This window comes from Paenibacillus sp. VTT E-133291 (assembly GCF_002264395.1).
Classification (GTDB): Bacteria; Bacillota; Bacilli; order Paenibacillales; family Paenibacillaceae; genus Paenibacillus_AQ; species Paenibacillus_AQ nitricinens.
The window spans coordinates 99,271-121,666 of the sequence record NZ_NFVA01000006.1; the positions used below are offsets into that span (position 1 = coordinate 99,271).

Annotated in this window: 24 protein-coding genes; 18 read left to right on the top strand and 6 right to left on the bottom strand. The window is 40.5% G+C overall.

Translation table 11 applies throughout. The annotated features are described in order from the left end of the window. Window positions 1-49 precede the first annotated feature (49 nt). The 10 genes from CA598_RS04580 to CA598_RS04625 all read left to right on the top strand — a co-directional run bounded on the left by CA598_RS04580 (window position 50) and on the right by CA598_RS04625 (window position 8,712). Window positions 50-952 (top strand): phosphotransferase family protein, encoded by a 903-nt coding sequence (locus tag CA598_RS04580; RefSeq protein ID WP_094875590.1) that lies wholly within the window; start codon window positions 50-52, stop codon window positions 950-952. A 145-nt stretch (window positions 953-1,097) separates the two neighbouring features. Further along, a complete protein-coding gene (locus tag CA598_RS04585; RefSeq protein WP_256989992.1) occupies window positions 1,098-1,295 on the top strand; it encodes a cysteine-rich CWC family protein in 198 nt (65 codons plus the stop codon). 87 nt (window positions 1,296-1,382) lie between these two features. After that, a complete protein-coding gene (locus CA598_RS04590; protein WP_094873450.1) occupies window positions 1,383-1,949 on the top strand; it encodes a 5' nucleotidase, NT5C type in 567 nt (188 codons plus the stop codon). A 155-nt stretch (window positions 1,950-2,104) separates the two neighbouring features. Then, window positions 2,105-2,431: a PadR family transcriptional regulator gene (locus CA598_RS04595; RefSeq protein WP_094873448.1), complete on the top strand. Its 327-nt coding sequence runs from the start codon at window positions 2,105-2,107 to the stop codon at window positions 2,429-2,431. Window positions 2,432-2,437: 6 nt separating this feature from the next. After that, the gene (locus CA598_RS04600; protein ID WP_094875592.1) at window positions 2,438-3,400 is read left to right on the top strand and encodes a permease prefix domain 1-containing protein; all 963 of its coding nucleotides are present in this window, start codon (window positions 2,438-2,440) and stop codon (window positions 3,398-3,400) included. A gap of 152 nt (window positions 3,401-3,552) precedes the next feature. Then, window positions 3,553-4,176: a TetR/AcrR family transcriptional regulator gene (locus tag CA598_RS04605; RefSeq protein ID WP_094875594.1), complete on the top strand. Its 624-nt coding sequence runs from the start codon at window positions 3,553-3,555 to the stop codon at window positions 4,174-4,176. A 45-nt stretch (window positions 4,177-4,221) separates the two neighbouring features. Beyond that, a complete protein-coding gene (locus CA598_RS04610; protein ID WP_094875595.1) occupies window positions 4,222-6,561 on the top strand; it encodes an FtsX-like permease family protein in 2,340 nt (779 codons plus the stop codon). Between the two features lie 15 nt (window positions 6,562-6,576). Further along, complete coding sequence (locus tag CA598_RS04615; RefSeq protein WP_094875597.1) at window positions 6,577-7,341, top strand: ABC transporter ATP-binding protein; 765 nt, start codon at window positions 6,577-6,579, stop codon at window positions 7,339-7,341. A gap of 133 nt (window positions 7,342-7,474) precedes the next feature. Beyond that, window positions 7,475-7,963 carry a GNAT family N-acetyltransferase gene (locus CA598_RS04620; RefSeq protein ID WP_094875598.1) on the top strand — a complete coding sequence of 163 codons (489 nt, stop codon included), beginning with the start codon at window positions 7,475-7,477 and terminating at the stop codon, window positions 7,961-7,963. Then, entirely contained in the window at window positions 7,960-8,712 is a 753-nt protein-coding gene (locus CA598_RS04625) for a hypothetical protein (RefSeq protein ID WP_094875600.1), read from the top strand. The genes CA598_RS04620 and CA598_RS04625 overlap by 4 nt, the downstream gene beginning before the upstream one ends. 23 nt (window positions 8,713-8,735) lie before the next feature. Here CA598_RS04625 and CA598_RS04630 read toward each other — a convergent pair whose 3' ends face one another. Beyond that, complete coding sequence (locus CA598_RS04630; RefSeq protein ID WP_094875601.1) at window positions 8,736-10,001, bottom strand: MFS transporter; 1,266 nt, start codon at window positions 9,999-10,001, stop codon at window positions 8,736-8,738. Window positions 10,002-10,049: 48 nt separating this feature from the next. Continuing rightward, the gene (locus CA598_RS04635; protein ID WP_094875603.1) at window positions 10,050-10,961 is read right to left on the bottom strand and encodes a LacI family DNA-binding transcriptional regulator; all 912 of its coding nucleotides are present in this window, start codon (window positions 10,959-10,961) and stop codon (window positions 10,050-10,052) included. A 311-nt stretch (window positions 10,962-11,272) separates the two neighbouring features. Here CA598_RS04635 and CA598_RS04640 point away from each other — a divergent pair, with 311 nt between their 5' ends. After that, entirely contained in the window at window positions 11,273-11,824 is a 552-nt protein-coding gene (locus tag CA598_RS04640) for a polymer-forming cytoskeletal protein (RefSeq protein WP_094875604.1), read from the top strand. Between the two features lie 135 nt (window positions 11,825-11,959). Continuing rightward, window positions 11,960-12,205, top strand: coding sequence for a hypothetical protein (locus tag CA598_RS04645; RefSeq protein ID WP_042189863.1), 246 nt, complete (start codon window positions 11,960-11,962; stop codon window positions 12,203-12,205). 64 nt (window positions 12,206-12,269) lie between these two features. On the opposite strand, the gene CA598_RS04650 is transcribed toward CA598_RS04645, so the two are convergent. Further along, a complete protein-coding gene (locus tag CA598_RS04650) occupies window positions 12,270-12,887 on the bottom strand; it encodes a histidine phosphatase family protein (RefSeq protein ID WP_094875606.1) in 618 nt (205 codons plus the stop codon). Between the two features lie 155 nt (window positions 12,888-13,042). Between CA598_RS04650 and CA598_RS04655 the strand changes: the two genes are divergently transcribed. Next, a complete protein-coding gene (locus tag CA598_RS04655; RefSeq protein ID WP_094875607.1) occupies window positions 13,043-13,978 on the top strand; it encodes a LysR family transcriptional regulator in 936 nt (311 codons plus the stop codon). 42 nt (window positions 13,979-14,020) lie between these two features. Here CA598_RS04655 and CA598_RS04660 read toward each other — a convergent pair whose 3' ends face one another. The 3 genes from CA598_RS04660 to CA598_RS04670 are packed head-to-tail and all read right to left on the bottom strand — an operon-like array spanning window position 14,021 to window position 18,858. Further along, window positions 14,021-15,850, bottom strand: coding sequence for an ABC transporter ATP-binding protein (locus tag CA598_RS04660; protein ID WP_094875609.1), 1,830 nt, complete (start codon window positions 15,848-15,850; stop codon window positions 14,021-14,023). Next, entirely contained in the window at window positions 15,847-17,688 is a 1,842-nt protein-coding gene (locus CA598_RS04665) for an ABC transporter ATP-binding protein (protein WP_094875610.1), read from the bottom strand. Before CA598_RS04665 ends, CA598_RS04660 begins: the two co-directional genes overlap by 4 nt. Window positions 17,689-17,730: 42 nt before the next feature. Continuing rightward, on the bottom strand, window positions 17,731-18,858 hold the full coding sequence (locus tag CA598_RS04670; protein WP_143812385.1) for an ArsR/SmtB family transcription factor: 1,128 nt from the start codon (window positions 18,856-18,858) through the stop codon (window positions 17,731-17,733). Between the two features lie 182 nt (window positions 18,859-19,040). Between CA598_RS04670 and CA598_RS04675 the strand changes: the two genes are divergently transcribed. The 5 genes from CA598_RS04675 (at window position 19,041) to rbsD (ending at window position 22,383) form a co-directional block, all read left to right on the top strand. After that, entirely contained in the window at window positions 19,041-19,508 is a 468-nt protein-coding gene (locus tag CA598_RS04675; protein ID WP_306440453.1) for a DinB family protein, read from the top strand. Window positions 19,509-19,559: 51 nt separating this feature from the next. Beyond that, complete coding sequence (locus CA598_RS04680; RefSeq protein ID WP_094873419.1) at window positions 19,560-19,955, top strand: VOC family protein; 396 nt, start codon at window positions 19,560-19,562, stop codon at window positions 19,953-19,955. A gap of 140 nt (window positions 19,956-20,095) precedes the next feature. Continuing rightward, window positions 20,096-21,076 (top strand): LacI family DNA-binding transcriptional regulator, encoded by a 981-nt coding sequence (locus tag CA598_RS04685; RefSeq protein ID WP_042189849.1) that lies wholly within the window; start codon window positions 20,096-20,098, stop codon window positions 21,074-21,076. A 27-nt stretch (window positions 21,077-21,103) separates the two neighbouring features. Continuing rightward, window positions 21,104-21,982 carry a ribokinase gene (gene rbsK, locus CA598_RS04690; RefSeq protein WP_094875615.1) on the top strand — a complete coding sequence of 293 codons (879 nt, stop codon included), beginning with the start codon at window positions 21,104-21,106 and terminating at the stop codon, window positions 21,980-21,982. 2 nt (window positions 21,983-21,984) lie between these two features. Then, the gene (rbsD, locus tag CA598_RS04695) at window positions 21,985-22,383 is read left to right on the top strand and encodes a D-ribose pyranase (protein ID WP_094873415.1); all 399 of its coding nucleotides are present in this window, start codon (window positions 21,985-21,987) and stop codon (window positions 22,381-22,383) included. Window positions 22,384-22,396 lie beyond the last annotated feature (13 nt).

Genomic DNA, 22,396 nt, shown 5'->3' on the forward strand with positions numbered 1-22,396 from the left:
TTCACAACCGTGAACAGAGCAGCTTTCCCTTGAGACTGGAGGTAGTCGTATGGAATCCATACATAAATTAATTGAAATTTTTAAGCTGAGTGTTCTGAATATAGAGTCTGTTCCTGATTCGTTCAGTTCTGAAGTGTATAAACTTACTCTTTTTAACCTAGACAACGTATACGTGAAAATTCCATACAACAGGGATAAACTAGTTCGTGAATTTGAGATGCTTGAAAGACTAAAGGGTGTTATACCCGTTCCAAAAGTATTGGATTTCTGGGACGGTGATGATAGGAGTGTCGGTGCATTGCTTCTCTCCGCTATAGATGGGGGGCCTTGTACGAGTAACCTTGATCAGAGTCTGGCGTTTCAAATCGGTAATTATCATGCCATGCTTCATGAAGTTTCCATGCCAGCGTATGGATGTTATGGATCCGATGGTTTTCAGACAGTAGAGAACAATAGCTGGAGATTATACCTGAAAAATAATTTTGAAAAGTGGAAAGAACCTTGTAAGGAGGTCCTTCATCCTGATTTATTTGAGAAATGTATTACTCACTTTGATAGCGTATATTCGGCGTTACCTGAACCGGATGGGCCTAGGGTTGTTCATATGGATTTTCGACCAGGCAATATATTAATAAAAGATAATCGGGTCGTTGGTATAATTGATTACGAGAGCGCTCGTGGTGGTTCCACTGGAATTGATTTCACAAAAATAAACCGATACGTCTGGGAAGTGAACCCGCTAACACGGCTCCCTTATGTGCAAGGCTACGAATCGGTTCGTCCTTTACTTGATCTGGAAGCTATAATACCGTTTTATAGTTTTTATGATGCTTTTAGTGCGGTAGTTTGGTGTAAAACCAGAGGGATCGAGAACAATAAGGCCTTTCTTCAGGAAAGTATAGAGGTATTGCAAAGATCTATAGAAGGAATAAATGGATGGGGAAAAATATGAAATTACTTTATTGAATAATACTAACCATAGTTAGGCTAGACTTGGTATGTTCAGAAGTGGTTATGACGAAAGTGTTTGAATTTCAAGGAAAAGAAAAGTAAATAAATAGAAGTAAAATGTTTAATCGTATGGGGGAGTATAATCTTTGGAAATAAAGAATAAACAAGTCGAACAACGGTATTGCCCTTTATGTAAAGAATTAAATCATTGTGGTGCTAATAATGGTGATTGTTGGTGTTTTCATACGGAAATTCCTGCAGAACTACTAGAAAGGGTACCTTTGGAACTGAGTGGTAAAGCCTGTATCTGTCAAAGCTGTGTAGAGGCGTTTAAAAAACATTAGACAGAAATTTAACTAACTCAAGACGAAAACAGTAATTATATTGTGTATACTTAAATAGTAATATAAAAAAACATATGGGGGACACAGATGAGAAAGCCTATAATTGCAGTTGATATGGATGACACGATATGCCATCTAGTCAAACGAGCTATATACCATAACAACAATGATTTCCCCACTCATGTACTGAAGTACGAGGAGATGCTTGATTGGAATACGGATCATTTACGTCATCCAGATTGTACACAAGATGTATTCTATGGGCGGCCTGGTTTATATGAGGAGCTTGAATTATTCGACGAGCATGTTGTAGGTGAAATGGAGAAGCTACACAATGCATATGATGTTATTATTGTTACCGCGGCCCAGCCCAATGCAGTTGTTGAAAAATGGAACTGGCTTCAGAAGCATATGCCGTTTATTCCCATTGAAAATTTCTTCCCTTGCAAACGAAAGAATCTTATTAATTATGATCTTCTGATCGATGACGGGGTTCACAACTTGGTTCCTGCTTTACAGGACGGAAAGAAAGTACTCTGTATTCCGCATCCATGGAATTTGAGAGCCCGTGAACAATATGGATTTCCATTATTGACCTCCTGGGAAGGTGCGAAAGAGAAGATTGATCAGATGTTTGAAAATTCAAGAGACTAACTGATTTGAGGAGAGTTGCTCACATAGAGCAATTCTCTTTTTTTATGCTTTTTAGATTTTTTTACCTATTTTTACGTAACTACTTCATCTGTCGTAGTAATTATGGTATACTGCAACTACTACGACAGATGAAGTAATCATAGGGGGTACCATTTTTGATCAGCAGTGATGTTATACGTGGTTACAACGATACGATGATCCTCTACATGCTGCTCGATGGGGAATCCTACGGGTACGAGATTTCCAAGAATATCAGGCAGCTGACTCAGGAGAAGTATGTCATGAAGGAGACAACGCTGTATTCCGCCTTTACCCGGCTGGAGAAGAACGGATACATTGAATCCTTTTATCTGGATGAGAGTCTTGGCAAGCGGCGCACATATTACCGGATTACCCCGCTGGGTCTCGCCTATTACCGAGAAAAATGTGAGGAATGGAAGATTACGCAGGAAGTTGTAAACCAATTTATCAAGGAGTGGTGATAGTGCATGGAGACGATCATAGTATATCTGGATAATATGTTTGCTAGTCTGCCAAAGACTTCGGAACTGGAGCATTTGAAGCAGGAGCTGCTGTCCGGGATGGAAGATAAGTACCTGGAGCTGAAGCGGGAGGGCAAGTCTGAGAATGAGGCGATCGGTATCGTTATTTCGGAATTCGGAAATATTGAGGAGCTGACTGCTGAGCTAGGCATCCATCCAGCCGGACAGGAAAAGACTGTGCCCATACTTAGTGAAGAAGAGGTTTATGCTTATGCGGCTGCCAAACGTAGCTCTGGATTATGGACCGGTCTCGGTGTTTTTCTCTGCGCATGCGGGGTGGCGCTATTGATTACTCTTAGTACATTGTTTGAAAATAATGCTGATATGGCTGATAAAGGTTCGATGCTGGGGATGGTCGGAATGTTCGTGCTGGTCGCTGTGGCCGTTGGGATGTTCATTCATAGCGGCATGAAACTCGAGCGCTTCGAAAGTCTAGAACAAGGCTTTCAGCTACCTTATGCGCTCAAAACGGCGCTTCAGCGCAGTCAAGCCCTTTATGCTCCGACTTATCGCCTGGCTTTGATTGTGGGTGTCTGTCTTTGTGTGCTGTCACCTACCTTTATCTTCGCAACTTCGTATGTCAACGATGACTATGCTCCATATGGAGTTGCTGCTTTTCTGTTTATTGCGGCTGTGGCGGTGTTTCTGTTCATTTATTACGGGAATATTCAGGGAACTTATACGAAATTGCTGGAGGAGCCGAACATCACTGCAGAGAAGCAGGAAGAGAACCGATTTGTTGGAGTTGTTGGGGCTGTTTTGTGGCCGTTGGCGACGGCAATTTTCCTGTTTACGGGCTTTGTCTATGGGCGCTGGGACGTTAACTGGGCTGTATTCCCAATTGCTGGAATCCTGTCCGGCATGTTCAGCAATGTGTATCATATTCTAAAGCGCAAAAATGTCTCCTGATTATGCTGACTGCACATTAAGGTAACCTCATCCTTTGGAGGTTACCTTTTTTCTTTCGTCCAATTTGCTGGAACATCATTGACATGATGTATTAAATGTATATAATTGGGATAGACCGACGGTCGGTCTATAAAAAGGGGGACTCAGAATAAATGAGAATTTCCAAAGAAGCGGAAGAACGCAGAAATGAAATATTAGATAAGGCAGAAATGCTTTTTTTTACTAAGGGTTATGCGAGAACTACAGTGAATGACATCTTGCAGGAGATTGGGATTGCCAAAGGTACATTCTATTATTATTTCAAGTCGAAGGAGGAAGTTATGGATGCGGTGGTCACGCGATTCATTGATGCTGGGGTGGACGCTGCCAAGATCATTGCTGCAGATGCAAAACTCTCCGTGCATGAAAAGCTACTACAAATCATAATGGCGCAGAAACCTGATTCGGAGAGAAAAGGTCAGATGATTGAACAGTTTCATCAAGCTGAGAATGCACTAATTCATCAGAAAAGCTTGGTTGAAACGATTTTGAAGCTGACCCCTGTGTTGACAGAGGTGATTGAGCAGGGAATCGAGGAGAGCTTGTTCCACTGTCCTTATCCTAAAGAAACGATGGAATTTCTGTTGGTAGCCTCACAATTTTTATTGGATGAAGGGATTTTCAAGTGGCAACCGGAAGAGATTATTCTCAAAATTCAGAGCTTTATTTATATTATGGAGACTATGTTAGGAGCTGAAAAGGGAAGCTTTTCCTACGTAGCGCAAATGTTTGAGTAAGGTCCGAGCAGGGAGGATGAATGAGACGCAGGGGAGAGATTGGCAATGCTGCTACAAATTGTGAAAAAAGATTTTCAAAGAAATAAAATCATAACGATTGTTTTATTTATTTTTATGATGTTATCGGCGTTGCTTGCTGCTTGTGCTTCTCAAGTCATTATGGAATTATACGGTTCTTTAAGTCATCTGCTGGATAAATCAAAAGCTCCCCATTTTGTTCAAATGCATGCTGGTCCAATAGATCACGCAGCTATTCAAAAATTCGCCGCTACAAATCCACTTGTTAAGAATCAACAGACCGTAGAAATGCTAAGGATAGATGGCTCGAAGATTGTCTTGGGGAACAGCAATAAGTCGGAAGAGAACAGCGTAATGGATATAGGTTTTGTTAAGCAGAACCCCTCATTTGATTTGCTGCTGAATTTAGAGAATCAAGTGATTAAGGTATCTGAAGGAGAAATCGCAGTTCCTATTTATTATATGAAGCAGAATGATCTGAACATAGGTGATCAGGTTACCCTTTCTAATGGACAGTTAGATCAAAAATTTATTGTTACGGATTTTGTTCGAGACATCCAAATGAATCCAGCTATTGTTAGCTCTAAGCGCTTTGTCGTAAATGACACGGATTATAATGTACTTAAGAAGAACCATGGAGAAGTTGAGTACCTAATTGAATTTCAAATCACCGATTTAAGTAGACTTAGCGAGTTCCGGAATGCCTATCAATCCTCAGATATGCCCGGTAAAGGACCCATGATAGACTATCCTTTGTTTAAGACGCTGAATGCGCTGACAGATGGGATTATTGCAGTTGTCATTATTTTAGTAAGTATCCTTCTTATGATTATTGCCACCTTATCTTTAAGGTTTACGATGATCGCGACCTTAGAAGAGGATTATAGAAAGATTGGCGTCATGAAAGCCATTGGGATCTCGCAGCGAGATATTAGAAGGATCTATTTGGCAAAATATATGGTGATGGCAGCATGCGCTTCACTGCTAGGATATTTATTATCTTTGGGTGTGGTGCGATTGTTTACAGCGAATATCACATTGTACTTGGGGACTGCTCCGAAAACGATCCTTCAGCCTATTGTTCCAGTCTTAGCGGTCGGTCTAATTTTCTGGATGATTGTGTTCTTTTGCAGCGTTATTCTTAGAAGGTTTAATCGTTTAACCGTAGTAGAGGCTTTAAGGTCAGGGACTGTGGGAGAGTTGAAAGGCAATAAAAGAAGAATAGTGCTGAGTAAGCGCAGGCATATAAATGTGAATGTTTTTCTTGGCCTAAAGGATGTTTATGGACGCTTCACCATGTTCGGATTGTTATTCTTCGTATTTGTGATCTGTCTGTTTATCATTCTTGTGCCAGTGAATATATTGAATACCCTTCAGTCCCCTCGGTTTATTTCTTATATGGGTGTAGGTCAGAGTGATATGAGAATAGATCTACAGCAATCTGATCAAATAGACAAGCGATTTAATGAACTGATAACAACGCTAAACAAGGACTCCGATATAGCTAAGTTCTCACCATTAATTACTTCTCGATTTAAAGTGCTAAGCAGCGATGGCGTATGGGAGAATATCAATGTTGAAACAGGAGATTTCTCTATTTTTCCGCTCACCTATGTAAACGGAGGAACCCCTGAAAGTAGGGAAGAGATTGCCCTTTCTGATTTGAATGCCAAGGAATGGAATAAAAGGGTAGGGGATAGCGTTCTTTTGGAGGTTGACGGCACTTCGAAAAAATTGAAGGTTAGCGGGATCTACCAAGATATAACGAATGGAGGCCGAACTGCAAAAGCCCGATTACCTTATGACCCGAAGTCCGTGCTATGGTATATCGTAGCTTTAGATGTGAATCCGAATGTTTCAGTTCAGGAGAAAATGGATCAATATGCAAAGTTATTTTATCCAGCCAAAGTTACTCCTCTAGAAAGCTATTTATCTCAGACGCTCGGGAATACGATTCGCCAATTAAAGCTGGTCACTGGCTTATCCATTGCCATCTCGATATCAATTTCAGTATTGATTACAGCTTTATTTCTAAAAATGCTGCTAGCGAAGGACGTCTCGCAAATTGCAATTTTGAGAAGCATTGGCTTTACGTTAGAAGATATTCGAAAGCAATATCAGGTAAGGCTACTACTGGTTTCGGGCTTCGGAATCATTCTAGGAACCTTTGCAGCTAATACCATCGGTCAAAAATTCACTCAATTACTCGGATCTTTTATGGGAGCATCCAAAATACAGTTTGTAGTTAATCCGGTGGTAGCTTATCTTGTTCTCCCTCTTTTTTTCATGCTCATTGTAGCACTCACAACCGTAGTAAGCACGATATCGATGAAGAAATCCAATTTATCTAAACTGATTGTCGAATGAGGGTGAGGTGGTAGTATGTTCATATTAGAGACGAAGGGGTTAAATAAAACGTTTGTAACCGGGCAAGGAACCCTACAGACGGTATTAAAAGATGTTCATCTACAGGTATCAAAGGGTGAATTCGTAGCTTTAATGGGACCTTCTGGCTCAGGGAAATCAACATTGCTCTATACGATCAGCGGTATGGACCGGATGACTTCAGGAAGTGTTGTTTTTAAAGGGCAGGACATCAGTGGTCTTTCTGAGAGTGAATTAGCTGAACTGCGTCTACATCAAATGGGGTTTATTTTTCAGCAGATGCATCTTTTAAAAAATCTGACGATTCGGGACAATATCATCTTATCCGCTTATCGAGCTAAAATCGTTAGTCGTAGAATCATCAATAACAGAGCCGCTGATCTAATGAAAAAAACCGGAATCTCCGCGCTAGCTGAACGGGATATTACACAAGTGTCGGGTGGACAACTGCAAAGAGCAGCAATCTGCAGGTCTATCATCAATGAGCCTGATATTCTCTTTGGTGATGAGCCAACAGGTGCACTGAACTCTAAAGCTGCTAGTGAAATTATGGAGATCTTAATAGATATTAATCAGGCGGGTACAACGATTGTGCTGGCTACGCATGATGCGAAAGTCGCTGCTCAGGCAGAACGGGTTCTGTATATGCTGGATGGCAGCATAGCTGCTGAGCACTGGCTTGGAAAATTCAATCACATAAATGGGGACTTAAAAGAGCGGGAAGAGAAGTTGTCGACGTGGTTGTTTAAATTGGGATTCTGATTGTATAGGAAAGGGATATTGGTCAGGCTTTGAATCGGGAAGTGTAAGCAAAGATGCTTTTTGTACGCTTATTAAGGCATACCGCGATCATGACGGCGGGGTGTAACTAAGTATATTAAAGGAGAACTTATATATGGTTGTAGTAAACGCTACTATGGAGGATATAAGAGGATGGCTGGACCTGGCGGCAGAGGTGGAGACCCTTTTTGGACCGATGGTAGAAGATCCGGATTTCACTCTAGCGTTAGAAAAAAATATCACTCGACAAAGCGCTTTTTGTGTACGAGAAAACAATGGTTCGCCAGGTTCAAGATTACTAGGAGCTGTGTTACTCTCTTCATCCAAAGCCCCTAATTACAAGATTGGGTGGTTATCTGTTTCAGCCATAGAGAGAAATAAAGGAGTCGCGACAGCCCTTCTTAACTATATTCTCGAAAGTATCGAAACCCCAGCAGAGATATTCGTTACTACATTTGGTGAGGATCATCCAGAGGGGCAACCTGCTAGAAGATTTTATCAGAAGTTTGGTTTTGTTCCTCTGCAGGATAAGGAACCGGAGGGTCCTGAAGGTGGCTCAAGGCAAAATTTTAAGCTGGCGATTACTCCCAAGGGTTCGTTATGAACAAAAAGATTGTTTTATCGACAATTTCATTGTTCTTCTTAGCGATTTCTTTCAGCCCATTGTTCAACTATATCCGTGAGTATATGATTTCAGATCAAATCAATCAGCGTTATGAGATCAACCATGCTGAAAAAGGATATAACACGTTAAACGTTCAAGAACTAACGGTTGATGATAAGCATATTAAGATTGAGGAAGAAAATACAGGCAGGAAAGCAGAATTGACACTTTGGGATGAAGAGGAGAATGTCCCGCCTGGAGATATTGTGAAAGTTCAGTTTTTATTAAATGGTCAAAAAATCTCAACCGCTGATGAAATATGGCTATCTAATCGAGAAAGAGGAAGCAGATATTTTTCATGGATAGATATCCTTACTGTAAAGGATCGAAAGACTGATGAGAAAGAAATAAGTATAGTCCAAAGACTTACAGATGATAGTCAGCCGATGGAAAAGAGAAAATGGAAAATAATAACGATCTCACATGATGGCAGTATAGAAGAAAAGGTGCTGAGTTATGCTCAAAGAAGTAACAATCATCTAGGAGTGAAGCTGATCGAGTTCTCGGGTACATCACTTATGGGTATGGGCTACTATTCGGATATTACTAAAAGTTATCCAAGTGTATTTTTCCCTCTAATTTATCCATTTTTAACAGGTGTCGTGGGAATCTTCTTATTGATCATTATAGTTGTTCAATTACTGATCGAGCTTCATAATAGACGCGTTATTAGGGAAAACGGGCGATAACGGTCATAAGATATGTTCTAAAATTACTTATAATTACGAATCACCTTTAACTTGGTCAAGGTTAATAAAGCAAACAGTAGTAGCAGGACTCCGATGGAACCCATGACAGGGGCTGGGCTGAAGTGATCGGACAGGAATGAAACAGCTGTAAGACCAAGTGAGGGTGCTACACTCATAATGGAGCCAAGTACACCGAAGACTCTACCTTGTATATCCTCCGAAACTTCCAGTCTGAGGATGGTATTTATCAGCAATGTACAGAATGAGAACATAAAGCCAATTAGAAGAATGATGGGAATGGCTAAGGTAGCAGTAGTGACGAATGATAATAGGAGGTACAGGGGACCCAGACACAGCAGTCCAGTCATGATAAAGAAGCCGCGATTCTTTAATTTGGAGCCGAGAAACAAGATCATGCTGGAACCAATCATATAACCTAGAGGAATGCAGGCTTCCATGAGTCCAAACTGAAAGGGACTAGAATTCCATACTTTGACGGCCATAACTTGCGTTAGCATCAGTGAAGGCATAAAGAACAAAGTGAGCGTAGGAAGCATTATGATTATTGCCCGGGCGAAGGGGTATCTCCAAATATAACGAACGCCATCCGCAAGATCCTGTGTAAATTTTCTTTCTTCTTTAGGTCCGGTATTCACTCGGTTTGGGAGTGGAAGGGAGCGGACAGTAAGAACTAGTAGAAAGGAAACGAAAAATGTAGCTCCATCAAATAATATGGCATCTGCCGCTCCAAAACTCGCTACAAAAATACCTCCAGCGGAATACCCAATCGTCCGAAAGACATTCTCTGACAGGTTCAGAATCCCGACTGCTTTTTGTACATGTTCTTTTCCAACTACAGTGGTAATTGAAGCTTGATACGCAGGGGATTGGAATAATGCTGAGACTGTCGTAAGTCCCGTTAATATGGCCACGATAATGAATGATGTAGAAGACATGGAAATGGCCAAAGCAAGCGTAACTGCTAGACCGCAGCTTATCAAATCAGTGATTAACATAATGGTTCTGCGATTGATCCGATCTGCGAGTGTGCCTCCTATCGATCCGAGGAAAGAACTGAGCAATAAATTGATTATCGTAATAATGGCAATCATTTTAGCGCTTCCGGTGGTCTGAAGTACCCATAAACTTAAAGCAATGCTGTGAAAGGTATTTCCAAACAAGGAAATGGAATACGAGCTGAGTAGCAGCATAAATCTCCGGTTTCCCCAAAGAGTTGGATAGGATTGAGCAGTGGTGGATGCATGTTTTCCTAATAGAGGATCTGTCATGGTAACTCTCCTCTCTACTTAAACGCTTAAGTGAATATCGAAAAAAAATTAATTAACAAAATAACGATTATTCTCTTGTTTGGAGTAGTCAGGACGATGTAATAACTCCTGCATTAGTTCAAAAGCAGTGGCTGATTTATCCCCAGTGAATATGAATTTCTGAACGTCTTCTCCAAGCATTTCTGGGCAATTACAGGTACATAGAATCGAAAGACGTGTGAATACCCCGGATTTTTCAACACAACTTCCGATAAACTCATTAATAACTATGGCCTCTTTGTAAATCCCCTCCGATAAAATTGTATTCAATTCCTCCATATTTTGAACTTTGAATATTGCTTTCTCAGGTAAAGGAAGACTGTCTTGGATAAAGTGAGTGAGCAGGGTGTTATTGAAGCTCTCCATAATTAAACAAACCTGTGAAAGATCCTCCGGCATTATCTTTTGTAGAGCTGAACGATAATTGTAAAGAACTTGCTTAAACAGCTTATCTTCAATCATGCTGTCGATCAAAATTAAGGGAATCCCTTCTACAAAATGCTTGGAAATCGAATAGAAGGATTCCTCGCGGACATCAATCAGAAAGACGGCTTCGAGTTTTCTTTCGACGATGATATCCAGTGAAGGATGGTCGGTACCAAGAGAGTATAACATCGTATGATATCCGGCATCCGTTAAACGCTGTTCCAAAGTACGGATAAATGTGAACTGGGCATAGAGTTTCCAAGGAGGCATATAAGCAGAATTATTGATAAGTATTCCTATTAATCCCGTTTTTTTATTAGCTAGCGAACGAGCTGCTAGGTTTGGAATGTATTGAAGCTCTTCAGCCAGTAACAGAATTTGATTGCGGGTCTTCTCAGGAATGGTTTGGTTATTGACGCGGTTCAGAACATAGCTCACAGTTGCAACGGAGACATTTGCTCGTAGCGCGATGTCCTTCATTGTAGTCTTTTTCACCAGTAAACTTCTCCCTTGCTGAGATATTTATTTCCAAATATTATCACTAAAACTTGAGAAGAGTCAACGAGTGACTTTATACCAAGAAGAAAATGATTTATGTGTTCATTTTTATAATTTGGGTAAATAGATTTAAGAACCTAAATCAGTCAGCGAGAAGAGGTGTGACTCATGGGAACGAATTTTAAACGGGAAGCGGGAGAGTTGTGAAACCGCTTTAGATACTGACACAAATTTGTGAAATCATTCACTTAATTATTAATAATTTTAATATATAATTAATTTATAATCAAAATTAGGGGGAAACGAAAATGAGACTATTTAAAATGATTTTAGTGGCTGGGGTTTCGGTAGCAGTATTGGCAGGTTGTGGAGCAAATGAGGATAATGCAACCAATTCGGCGGCAACTACGGCTCCGGCTGCTGAGCAGACAGATGCTGTCACTACAGCATCGATTGTCAATCAAGCAGATGCATTTACTAAGGCTGTTAGCAAAGATGGAAACTGGATTGTTGCGATTCTAAATGATGTAACGATTCCAGAAGAGGTTGTTGTAGCTGGAGAATTCCATGATAAAGGCGCGGCTGATGGCGACATCTACCGTAAGATTGCCCTTTATTCGCAAGATGCTGATCACAAGATCACTGCTACTTATACACTAACCGTACCAAAGTTTACAGTACAAAGTGAGAATTTGAAAGTTGAAGGCGGAACGATTAAAGGCGATGTTTATGTAGAAGCGAAAGGTTTTACTCTACCTGAAACCGCAACGATTGATGGTAATCTTTACTTCACAAGTGAGGATCTGAAAGCATCTGCAAAGATTGATGGAAAAGTGACTGGAACAACAGAAGTTAAATAAATTCGTAATTACTTATACAGTAGAAGCCAATCCATAGACTATGGGTTGGCTTTTTTCTTTTCGTTTATATGAACTTTAGTTGATTTTCTTAATATTGAACTTATAATATTACTACCACTACTAGGAGGAACACATATGTCTAAGGAGTATTCACGCACATATATCGAAAGTGTAAAGCTTGAAATGTTAAATAGATTGGGACTTAAGCAAGTGTTCTTTAAGGAGCAAATAGGTGACGGCCTGATTTTTGAAGCGGTTGGTTTTGATAAAGGGAGCAAGCATCGTTTTTGTGTTAGACCGAAGACGAAAACAATTGACGAATTTATTTCAGGGAAATGGATGAAGGTTCGCAGCTTTACAATCAAAAGTGTGGAAATTTAAAATTGAATTCTAAAAAGGGAACCCCATTTAAATCGGAGTTTCCTTTTTTATTTTTGAGAAGGCTTCATTGATAATGTGAAGTATCGCCGTACAGATCGATGGTTGTATTGTTGTCAGTTAAGGTTACTTTACACAATGCTGTAGAGAGAATATCCGGTAGTTCCCCTAATTCCTGCAGTGATTTATTGAGAAAATGAGCCATAATGACTTTCAGGGTCATCCGATGCGTGACAATAAGTACCTCATGTCCTTCATTATCGTTAATGATACGCTCAATAGTCGGCGTTACTCTTTGTTCAAGCTGACTATAAGTCTCCCCTGGGGCTAGTGGAATAAAAAGATCAGGTCTGGTGAAAAAATGGGTGTACTGTAATGGATATTCTTGTTCAATCTGTTCTGTGTTCATTCCTTCCCAAATGCCCATGTTAATTTCCATTAATGAAGCTTGCTGTTGAATCGATAAACTACGATTTCCTCGCAAAATCTGCGCAGTATGCAACGCCCTTAGACTAGTACTAGAATAAATGGCTCCTAAATTCTCACCTTCCAAACGTTCTCTCAACCATTCCGCTTGCTGTTCACCCAAGGTTGTTAACGCTGAATTTTGATGTCCTTGCATTCTTTTCTGCAAATTCCATTCAGTCTGCCCGTGCCGGGTTAGAAATAATACTGTCTTTTTCATTAACGAAACCTCCCTTTTGAATAGTTGTAAGTATAAGATAAATAATTATAAATAAACAATATATAATAGTTAATATCCATAATGTATAGTTATAGTAAGAAGGCCGAACATTCGTTAAATATGATTTTATTTTATATAGTTAGGAAGAAATCAGGATGAACTATCATGTATTAAAATTGTTTTATTATGTTGCGATAACAGGGAGTGTGACCAAAGCCTCCGAACGTTTGCACATAAGTCAACCCGCTATATCCGCGCAGATCCGCAAATTTGAACGGGAGAATAATATCGTATTACTAGAGGTCATAGGAAAGAGAATGGTGTTAACACCGATTGGGGAAAAACTGATCGAACCACTTGAAAAGTTATTTGCTATGGGTGAACAGGTACAGCAGATAATTGAGGATTATCATAAATTTCCTGCAGGCCATATTCGGATTGCAGGTAATTATCTGGCTACAAGTATACTCATCCCCCGGTGGGCATCATTATTCAAGCAATCTTTTCCGGAGGTTAAAATTCAGATTTCTACTGCTAATTCTCATGAAGTCATGGAACAATTAAATAACTTTGAAGCGGACGTGGCGATTTATAGTGATATGGCGTTTCCTTCTCATCATACAGGGGTGTTCGAACATCGGGAGTTGTACAAGGACGAGTATGTGTTCGTAGTTTCTTCAAATCATTCTTTAGCCAAGCAGGAGGTTAGTTTTGAGGAAGTGATGGCTGAGGCATTTATTATGAGGGAGGAAGGTAGTGCAGCCAGAGAGAGAATTGTACAATTATGTGAAGAAAGAAAGGTACAACAACCGAAGATCGAACTTCAATTTAATGGAGTAAATGAGGTTATTCAAGCCGTCATTGCCGGTTATGGGATTAGTTTTGTATCGGCGTTGTTAGCAAAGCCTTATCTTGATCAGGGTATGTTAGCCAAGGTCGAAGTGGAAAATGTAGTCTCTAAGCATTCGATATGGATGAGCCACAGAAAGAAAGAGCTTCAAGAAAGCTATATCCAGTCATTTATTAAGCTCGTCATGAAACGATTAAAAGAAGAGGATAATTTATACTCGATTCCAACGCATACACCTTAATTAAAATAACGTATGAATTACGATGTATGCATTGAACTGAGATCAAAGATTGGAATGTAATTGAAGCAACTCAGGTGCACTAATGTCTTCTGCTTCAGAAGATTTAAATTGAATGTTATATAATTGTGAGTATAGCCCATTCATTTCTAATAAAGACTCATGTGTTCCTTCCTCAACAATCGAACCCTCATTTAACACGATAATTCTAGACGCTTCACGTATGGTGGATAGTCTGTGTGCAATAACTAATGTGGTTCGATTCTTCATTAATAAATCAAGAGATTGCTGAATCATTCGCTCAGATTCGTTATCGAGTGCGGAAGTTGCTTCATCTAGAAGTAGGAGTGGAGCATCCCGAAGAAAAGCCCTGGCAATGGCTATGCGTTGTCTTTGTCCACCAGATAAAGTCGATCCATGTTCACCTAGGATAGTGTCATAACCATCCTGCATCTTCGTAATAAACTCTTCTGCACCTGCGAGCCGAGCGGCTTCTCGAATACCCTCTTCGCTAGCTGTACTAGAACTGAAGGCGATATTATCTCGTATAGTTCCTGAGAACAAATATGGGGTTTGGGGAACATAGGTAATCATTGCTCGTGCTTCTTCAAGCTGATCATGTACAGACTTTCCATAAACTGTGATGCTTCCTGCAGTAGGCTCATAAAGTCCATTACATAATCGAACGAGCGTCGTCTTCCCTGACCCGCTGGGCCCGACAACCGCGATAGTTTCTCCATGTTGTACATGAATATTTAGCCCTGTAAATAGGGAGGCTTCATTATCCGTTGTCCCCGAGTAGTTGTAGTGGACATCCTCTATTTGTAATGCAGCCACCTCTACAGAAGCAAATGTTGATGAGCTGGATTCTGGCAAAGGATGAGTAGCTCCTTCATCAGGTGCATCAAGTATAGCGAATACGCGGTCAGCTGCACCTAAAGCCTCCTGCACACCTCCCCATGTTTGAGACATATGGACAAAAGGCCATTGAACCCTACCCATCAAAATAATAAAAGCGAGTACTTCACCTGCTGATGTTCCGCCACTTAGAGCTGATAACGCAATTAAAGCGGCACATGTCACCATTACGAGATTATTGATAAAGGCGGAAGATTGCCATAAGAGACCATTTAGAAGCGATTTTCGCAGCTGCATTCTTCTTAACTTCTCACGTTCTAGCGCATATTTATTTAAGAGAGTTTCTTCAAGCGAAAAGGCTCTGACGACCTTCATTCCTTGAAGTGTTTCTTGTAAGATACCTCGTAATTCTGCCTCCTTTGCATATATTTGAGTAGATAATTTTCGTAATCTGCGATCAAAGAAACGTCCGGAAAGAAAAACAAGGGGGCCCGATCCAAGAGCTAACAGGGCGATCCAAACATCCATTCTGGCCAAATATAGAAAGGAAATGAAACAGAGAAGTAGATTATAGCCTAGATCGTATACGATGCTGTTTATCATCCCCATGGCCATCCCTGCATCCTTAGTGTTACGCGAAGTCAAATCACCTGAATGCATGGACTGAAGGTAACGGAATGGAATTCGGTGACTTTTGTCAAAGAGCTTCGCACGAATATCCCAAGCCATCCGACTCTGCATAACGAAGCGGAAGTAATGCTGCACCATAAGACAGCAGATAATGATGACACAAGCAATGGCACAGATTACAGTTATACGTGTTAATGCATCCATATTGGCATTGTTGATCGTATCAATAAATACTTGCTGAATGGCTGCAAGTCCTATGTCCATTACGAGTTTAGCAGAGAGCAGGAGTATAGCCACAATAAATCCAATTCGATAAGGGCTTGCGTAAGAGAATAATCTACGTAGAGCATACCCTAGTTTTAGATTCTTGGATTCCAGCTCATTCATACCTCTACCTCCCTGACCAGAGTAGAAATATCAGCCTTCTTCATTGAGGTCTCAACCATATTGTAATACTGTCCTTGTAAAGTCATTAACTCGAGATGAGTCCCAGCTTCAACAATAGAACCCGCCTCCATATAATAAATGTGATCCGCATCTCTGATGGTAGATAGTCTATGCGCGATAACAACCGTTGTACGATCATGCATGAGTTCTTGCAGGGCCTGGCCGACAATCTCCTCATTTTGGCTATCAAGTGCAGCTGTGGGTTCATCAAGAAGGAGGAGTTTAGGCGCTCGGACAAAAGCTCTGGCAATGGATAGCCGCTGCCTTTCGCCGCCAGATAAGGTATGGCCCCGTTCCCCAATAGAAGTCTGATATTGAAGTGGGGTTCTCATAATAAATTCATGTATCCCCGCACTTTTTGCTGCTTTAATAATTTCTTCATAGGTCGCGTCAGGTCTTCCCCATGCAATATTTTCATATAAGGTTCCAGTGAACAGATAAGGCTCTTGAGAAACATAAGCCAAATGATTACGCCAAGCTCGAGGGGGGATGCTGCTTAACGGCAACTTACCAGATTGGATGCCCCCTTCAGTAGGTTCATAGGTTGCGAGTATTAATTGAAGGAGGGTGCTTTTTCCACTGCCACTAGGACCGGCAAATGCAGTTACTTTACCTGGTTCTATGGTTAGATTGACGTTAGTTAATACTTGATGATTACCATAATGAAAACCTACATTCTCAAAGGTGATAGGGCATAAACCACTAATTGTTTGGTTGTTATTCATCGGCGTTTTTTGATGAAAATGTTCCTGATTACATTCACGGTTTTCATCTTCTTCAGGTAAATCAAGGACTTCAAACAATCGCTTACCTTGCGCCAGCGAGGCTTGTAATTCAGTCCATAGATTAGCCAGCTTTGATACAGGGTTTGTAATTTGCTCGAAACAAATAAGAAATGCTGCTACTGCCCCCACATCCAGTCTTCCTTGGATAACTAGATATCCGCCATAGGAGAGAACATATAACAATCCACTAAGAATAACGGCAAAGGGCATATTATAGCCCACAGCTTCTAAGCGTGTGACAGGTAAATGAATGTTGAAATATTGCCTAACACGTTGTGTGAATTGATTATGCAGTTTAGATGCCAGGGAGAAAGCACGCACGACCTCAGCACCCTGTACCGTATCTTGAATAAACATTTGTTGCGCAGTTTCAATTTGCTGTCTTTGCTCGTGCATGGAACGTAGGCGGGAAGTGAAGGGAATCATCACAAGTGGAACAAGCGAGCAAATCAATATAGTTCCGAGCGTTAAGGCATATTGGAGTGAGAGCAGATAAGTTAATAGAAATGTAATTTGCATCAGATTACTGAATAGTTCGATGGTCTTCTGATTGATACCTTGCTGGGCAGCTGGGGCAGAATCATTGATGCGACTAATGAGATCAGCAGAATGATACCGGTCCAAATCTTTCATCTGTACATTTAGTAATCTAGCTAGCAAAGATACCTGAAGCTTGGAGGTCGACTTGAATTCAAGCACACCTGATAAGTAAGTCAATAAGAAGCTGGCTAAAGCATCTATAATAACGATTACTAGAGCAAAGATAGCACCAGACATCAAAAAGGACATGTTCTGATTCGTAGCAGCGTTGATTATACGTCGTAAAGATTCGGCTATCCCAACTGTTGCAAGGGAAACGACGGCTGCTAAGAGACATAATATGAGGTACCAGCCTAAATAGGGTTTTCCAAGTTTCAGTAAACGCATAAAAGTGTTAGAAACTACATTGGATTTTTTGATCGAGTCTGCTTCTATGTTTGTAGATCCATTCACTTTAGACCCTCCCCACTATGGTTTGAATTTGCTGTGGTTCAATTAAAAGATAGGAGGTTCCTCATCGAGCATGACTTTTGTGGTGACGGCAAGTAATTCTCTCAATTTATCCATTCGAAGATGGTAATATAATCGATGATCGGTTCTTTTTAGTTCGATAAGGTCTAAAAAGAATAGGAAGTTGGCATGATAAGTTACTGCCGCGGGCGTTATGCCAAGTGCTGATGCAATTTCTTGTCCATAGTGAGGGCGATTCCTTATGAGCAGCAAGAAGTCTAAACGCCGTTTATCCGAGAATGCTTTTAAAAAAAGTTCAGTTTTCTCTCGATCAGCAGCAGGTCCGAATACATAATCATTAAAAATGCCGAATATAACCCAAGCGATACGAGAACTTCCTGCGTAAAAGAAGAGAACATGATTCCCAACTTGTGAGAAAAAGCTGACATGAAAAGTAGTGGGAACATCATAAACTGCAGGTTCATTTTTGTTGATATCACGAATGAATCTTTCAGGATTTGCTAGGAACAGACCTTCATAACGCTGAGAGGCTTGTTCAGACTCCCTTCTTAACTCCTCTTTCCAAAGTGAAAAGACATCCTTGTAGAACTGGTGTAAGAGCTGCATATAACGTAGCTTGGCTTCTTCGGGATAAGCAAGACACTCTAGTAATGGCCCCTGCGCTTCAATCACATCCAGCTGCGGTTTTGTTCTTGCCACAAGCTCAGCCATTAAGCGGGTATCCTTCTTAACAATCTCCCAATCGTTTCCTTCTAGCAACTCATCTAATTTATCGTAATACACACCATATACCATTTCAGCGACTACCTTTTCTGCAGGACTCTTCTCCAATCGTTTTATCCATGCTTCAGCTGTTTGTGGTTCCGGACAGGTGCAAATGGATTCATAGAAAGCAAAATCGAGAGCTTTATGAAAAAAGTTGTACTGGAAAAAAAACTGAAGCTCTCGGTAGGAGTGAGGGGATAATCGGGCTCGTGCATCTTTATGATAAGACAACGCTTGTGGATCCATTTCAAGTTTGTAATCCTCTGCTGCCTTAAGCAACTGCTCTTCACAAGCAATCATTCCCATAGAAACAATGAATTCCAAAGCTTCGTTGTACGCAAATTTTATGTTCGATAGTAAGGTATCTTTCATGTTATCTTCCATCATAACCTCCGATGTTCTTTGTTACATAATTTAAATGTTTGGATAATTCGACTAATATTTAATAATTACTTAATGTTAAAATAAACCATTCCTTTTCTTTTGTAAAGGGATATTTTACAATTCGTACTAACTGCTGGGATTCGGTTGACGTGCATGGTAAACTATGGATAAAAAACAGGAGGGCTATGATGGACCCAATCGTGTTCAAACAAATTGAATTTGTACGGAGTGTTACCGTTCGTGCAGTTGAAGTACTTTCCGAGGAAATACTAGATATTATTCCACAGGGCTTTAATAACAACATTAGATGGAACTTGGGACATATTTATTTGGTGCAAGAGAAGTTTGCTTTTCATTCCGCTAGGGAGCTTATGCAATTGCCGGAAAGCTTTGAACGGTTATTTGCAAAAGGTACTAAACCTGCAGCGTGGAGCGAGAAACCACCAACACTTGAAGTGTTAATTGAGATGCTTTCGGAGCAACCCAAACGTATTCAGGAAGCTATGCACAATCGCTTAAGTGAGCAAGTAACCCCTCTTACAACGGGCAGTGGATTAACCTTAAATACAATCGGAGAATTCATAAATTTCACACTTTACCATGAAGGGATGCATTTTAATACAATCAAACTATTAAATCGGTTTGCTGATTAGAGTCTATAGAGATCTTTAGAAGACAGAAGTCTAAGGTCAAGGGGGTATCCGATGGAGGTTGGAAGAATTTTAGGTATTGCTTATAATGTGATTCCAGTTAAAGACTTGGAGAAATCTGCAGGTTGGTTTGTGAAACATTTTGGTTTTAATATTAGGGATCGAAGAGAAGGCAACCTAAGCTTATATAGAGAGAATAGACCGATCCTATGTTTAACACAAAGTGATCATGATTCTAGAGCTGTATTCGAGGTAAGAAATAAGAAAAGATGGGTGATCACTTTCTTTACTAATGATGCCGTATCACTTCATAACAATTTGAGTTGTGAAGATGTGAAAGTCGGAAACATTAGTGACGAAGGTGAGTATGGTAAGTTTTTTGTATTTGAAGATCTGGATGGTAATTTATTTGATGTTTGGGAACACCATGATTGTGAACTGGTTTATTAGCCTCACTAAGGATATCGAGTTCAATCGATATCTTTTGTTATATATTGGAACGAAAAAAGATTTGTAATGAAAACGGTTTTATGATAATCTAATTAATGTAATACATGTAACCGGTTACACATTGGGGGATGAATTGAATCATGATGACGATTAAAGATGTCGCAAAAATAGCAGGAGTGTCGGTAGCAACCGTTTCAAGGGTGTTAAATGAATCTGGTTATGTGAATATCGATACTCGAAAAAAAGTTGAGGCAGCTATCAAAGAAATGAATTATACCCCTAATGAGGTTGCAAGGTCATTGTATAAACGGAAATCCAAATTAATTGGACTTCTATTACCTGACATTACGAACCCATTCTTCCCGCAATTAGCACGTGGGATAGAAGATCGGATGCAGGAGCATGGTTATCGGATAATCTTTGGTAATAGTGATGAGAACGAGGAAAAGGAATTGGATTATATTCAAACCTTTATCCAAAATAATGTCATTGGCATGATCTCATCCACTAATTTTCCTGAGAAAGATATTTATTCTAATTTGAAAATTCCGGTTGTATTTCTTGACCGTACTTCTAATGACAGTCCCTCCGTATATGCAGATGGCAGAAAAGGCGGACGCCTTGCTGCTCAAGAAATCATTGCACGGGGGAGCACCAAGATTACAGTCATGCAAGGACCGGCACATATTAAACCGGCGCAAGATCGATTTCAAGGTGCAATTGAAGTACTTGATGAAATGGGAATCACTTATCAAGTGATCCAGACGTCATCCTTCTCCCACACAGAAGCGGAACAATGGGCTGTAGAGTTGTTTGATAAATATATAGATACAGATGGTGTAATTGCCAGTAATGATATCGTGGCTACAGCAGTAATTCATGAAGCACATCGCTTAGGTAAAAGAGTGCCACAGGATCTCCAAATCATTGGATTCGATGATATCCCACTCAGCAGCCTGTTGTCGCCTTCGTTATCTACTATCCGTCAGCCTGCACATGACATGGGCCGTGAAGCAGCTGGTTTACTTATTAAGTTAATTGAGCAAGATAAAGTAGAAGATAAAATCATTCAATTACCCGTCAGCTTTGTGGAGCGGGAAACAACAAGAAGAAAAGAATAGATGACAACATAAGAAAGGTTGATGGACATGGCTAAGATTTGTGTAATCGGAAGTTGTTCAATGGATTTGGTAGTGACCTCATCCAAGCGACCTCACGCAGGGGAAACTGTTCTTGGAGAGAGCTTCGCTACGGTTCCAGGAGGCAAGGGAGCGAACCAGGCTGTAGCTGCTTCGCGTTTGGGCGCAGAAGTTACGATGGTTGGTTGTGTGGGTGAAGATTTCTATGGTACGGAGATCATGGAGAATTTCAAGAGAAATCGGGTTCTTACCGCTAGTGTGGAACCGGTTACACATATCGAGAGCGGGACTGCTCACATCATTTTAGCAGAAGGTGATAATAGCATTATCGTTGTAAAAGGAGCTAATGATTTAGTCACTCCTGAGTTGGTTGAGCGTGCGCTTGATACTATAAAAGGGTCTGATATGGTGCTAATCCAACAAGAAATACCCGAAGAAACAGTGTCTTATGTAAGTGAGCTTTGCGATAAATTCAAAGTACCTATGCTGCTTAATCCAGCACCTGCTCGTCCCATCAATGACACGATTATAGAAAATGCCGCCTATCTGACACCCAATGAACATGAATGTACAATTTTATTCCCTGGGATGAGTACTACAGATGCTTTACGGAAGTATCCTAACAAGCTGTTTATAACAGAAGGAAGCAAGGGCGTACGATTTTATGATGGAGAACAAGAAGTTCTGGTTCCTACTTACAAAGTTAACGCTATAGATACGACTGGAGCTGGAGATACTTTTAATGCGGCATTTGCAGTTGCTTTAGCTGAAGGCAGCTCCATTCTGGATAGTGTAAAGTTTGCCAATCGAGCAGCATCTTTATCCGTTACTAAATTTGGTGCTCAAGGTGGTATGCCAACAAGAGCAGAGGTGGAGGCGAATCTGTAATTATGAAGAAACACGGAGTGTTAAATAGTCATATTTCTAAAGTGCTTGCGGACTTAGGTCACACCGACACAATTGTCATTGCCGATGTTGGACTTCCTGTTCCACCGGGTATTCCGAAGATTGATTTGGCGGTTAAACTAGGGGTCCCTAGCTTCCAAGAGATCGTTGATATGATTTCAGAGGATATGGTCATCGAAAAGGTGATCGTTGCAGAGGAATTAGAGACTGACAATAAAGTCACCTCTCAATATTTGAATAATAAATTCAAGGGAATACCGATAGAGGCGTATTCACATGAGCAATTTAAGCAGCTGACCCAGCAGGCTAAGGTTATTATTCGCACGGGTGAAGCTAAACCATATGCAAACTGTATTTTACAAGCTGGGGTCTATTTTGGATAAAAAGGGGGTTCTA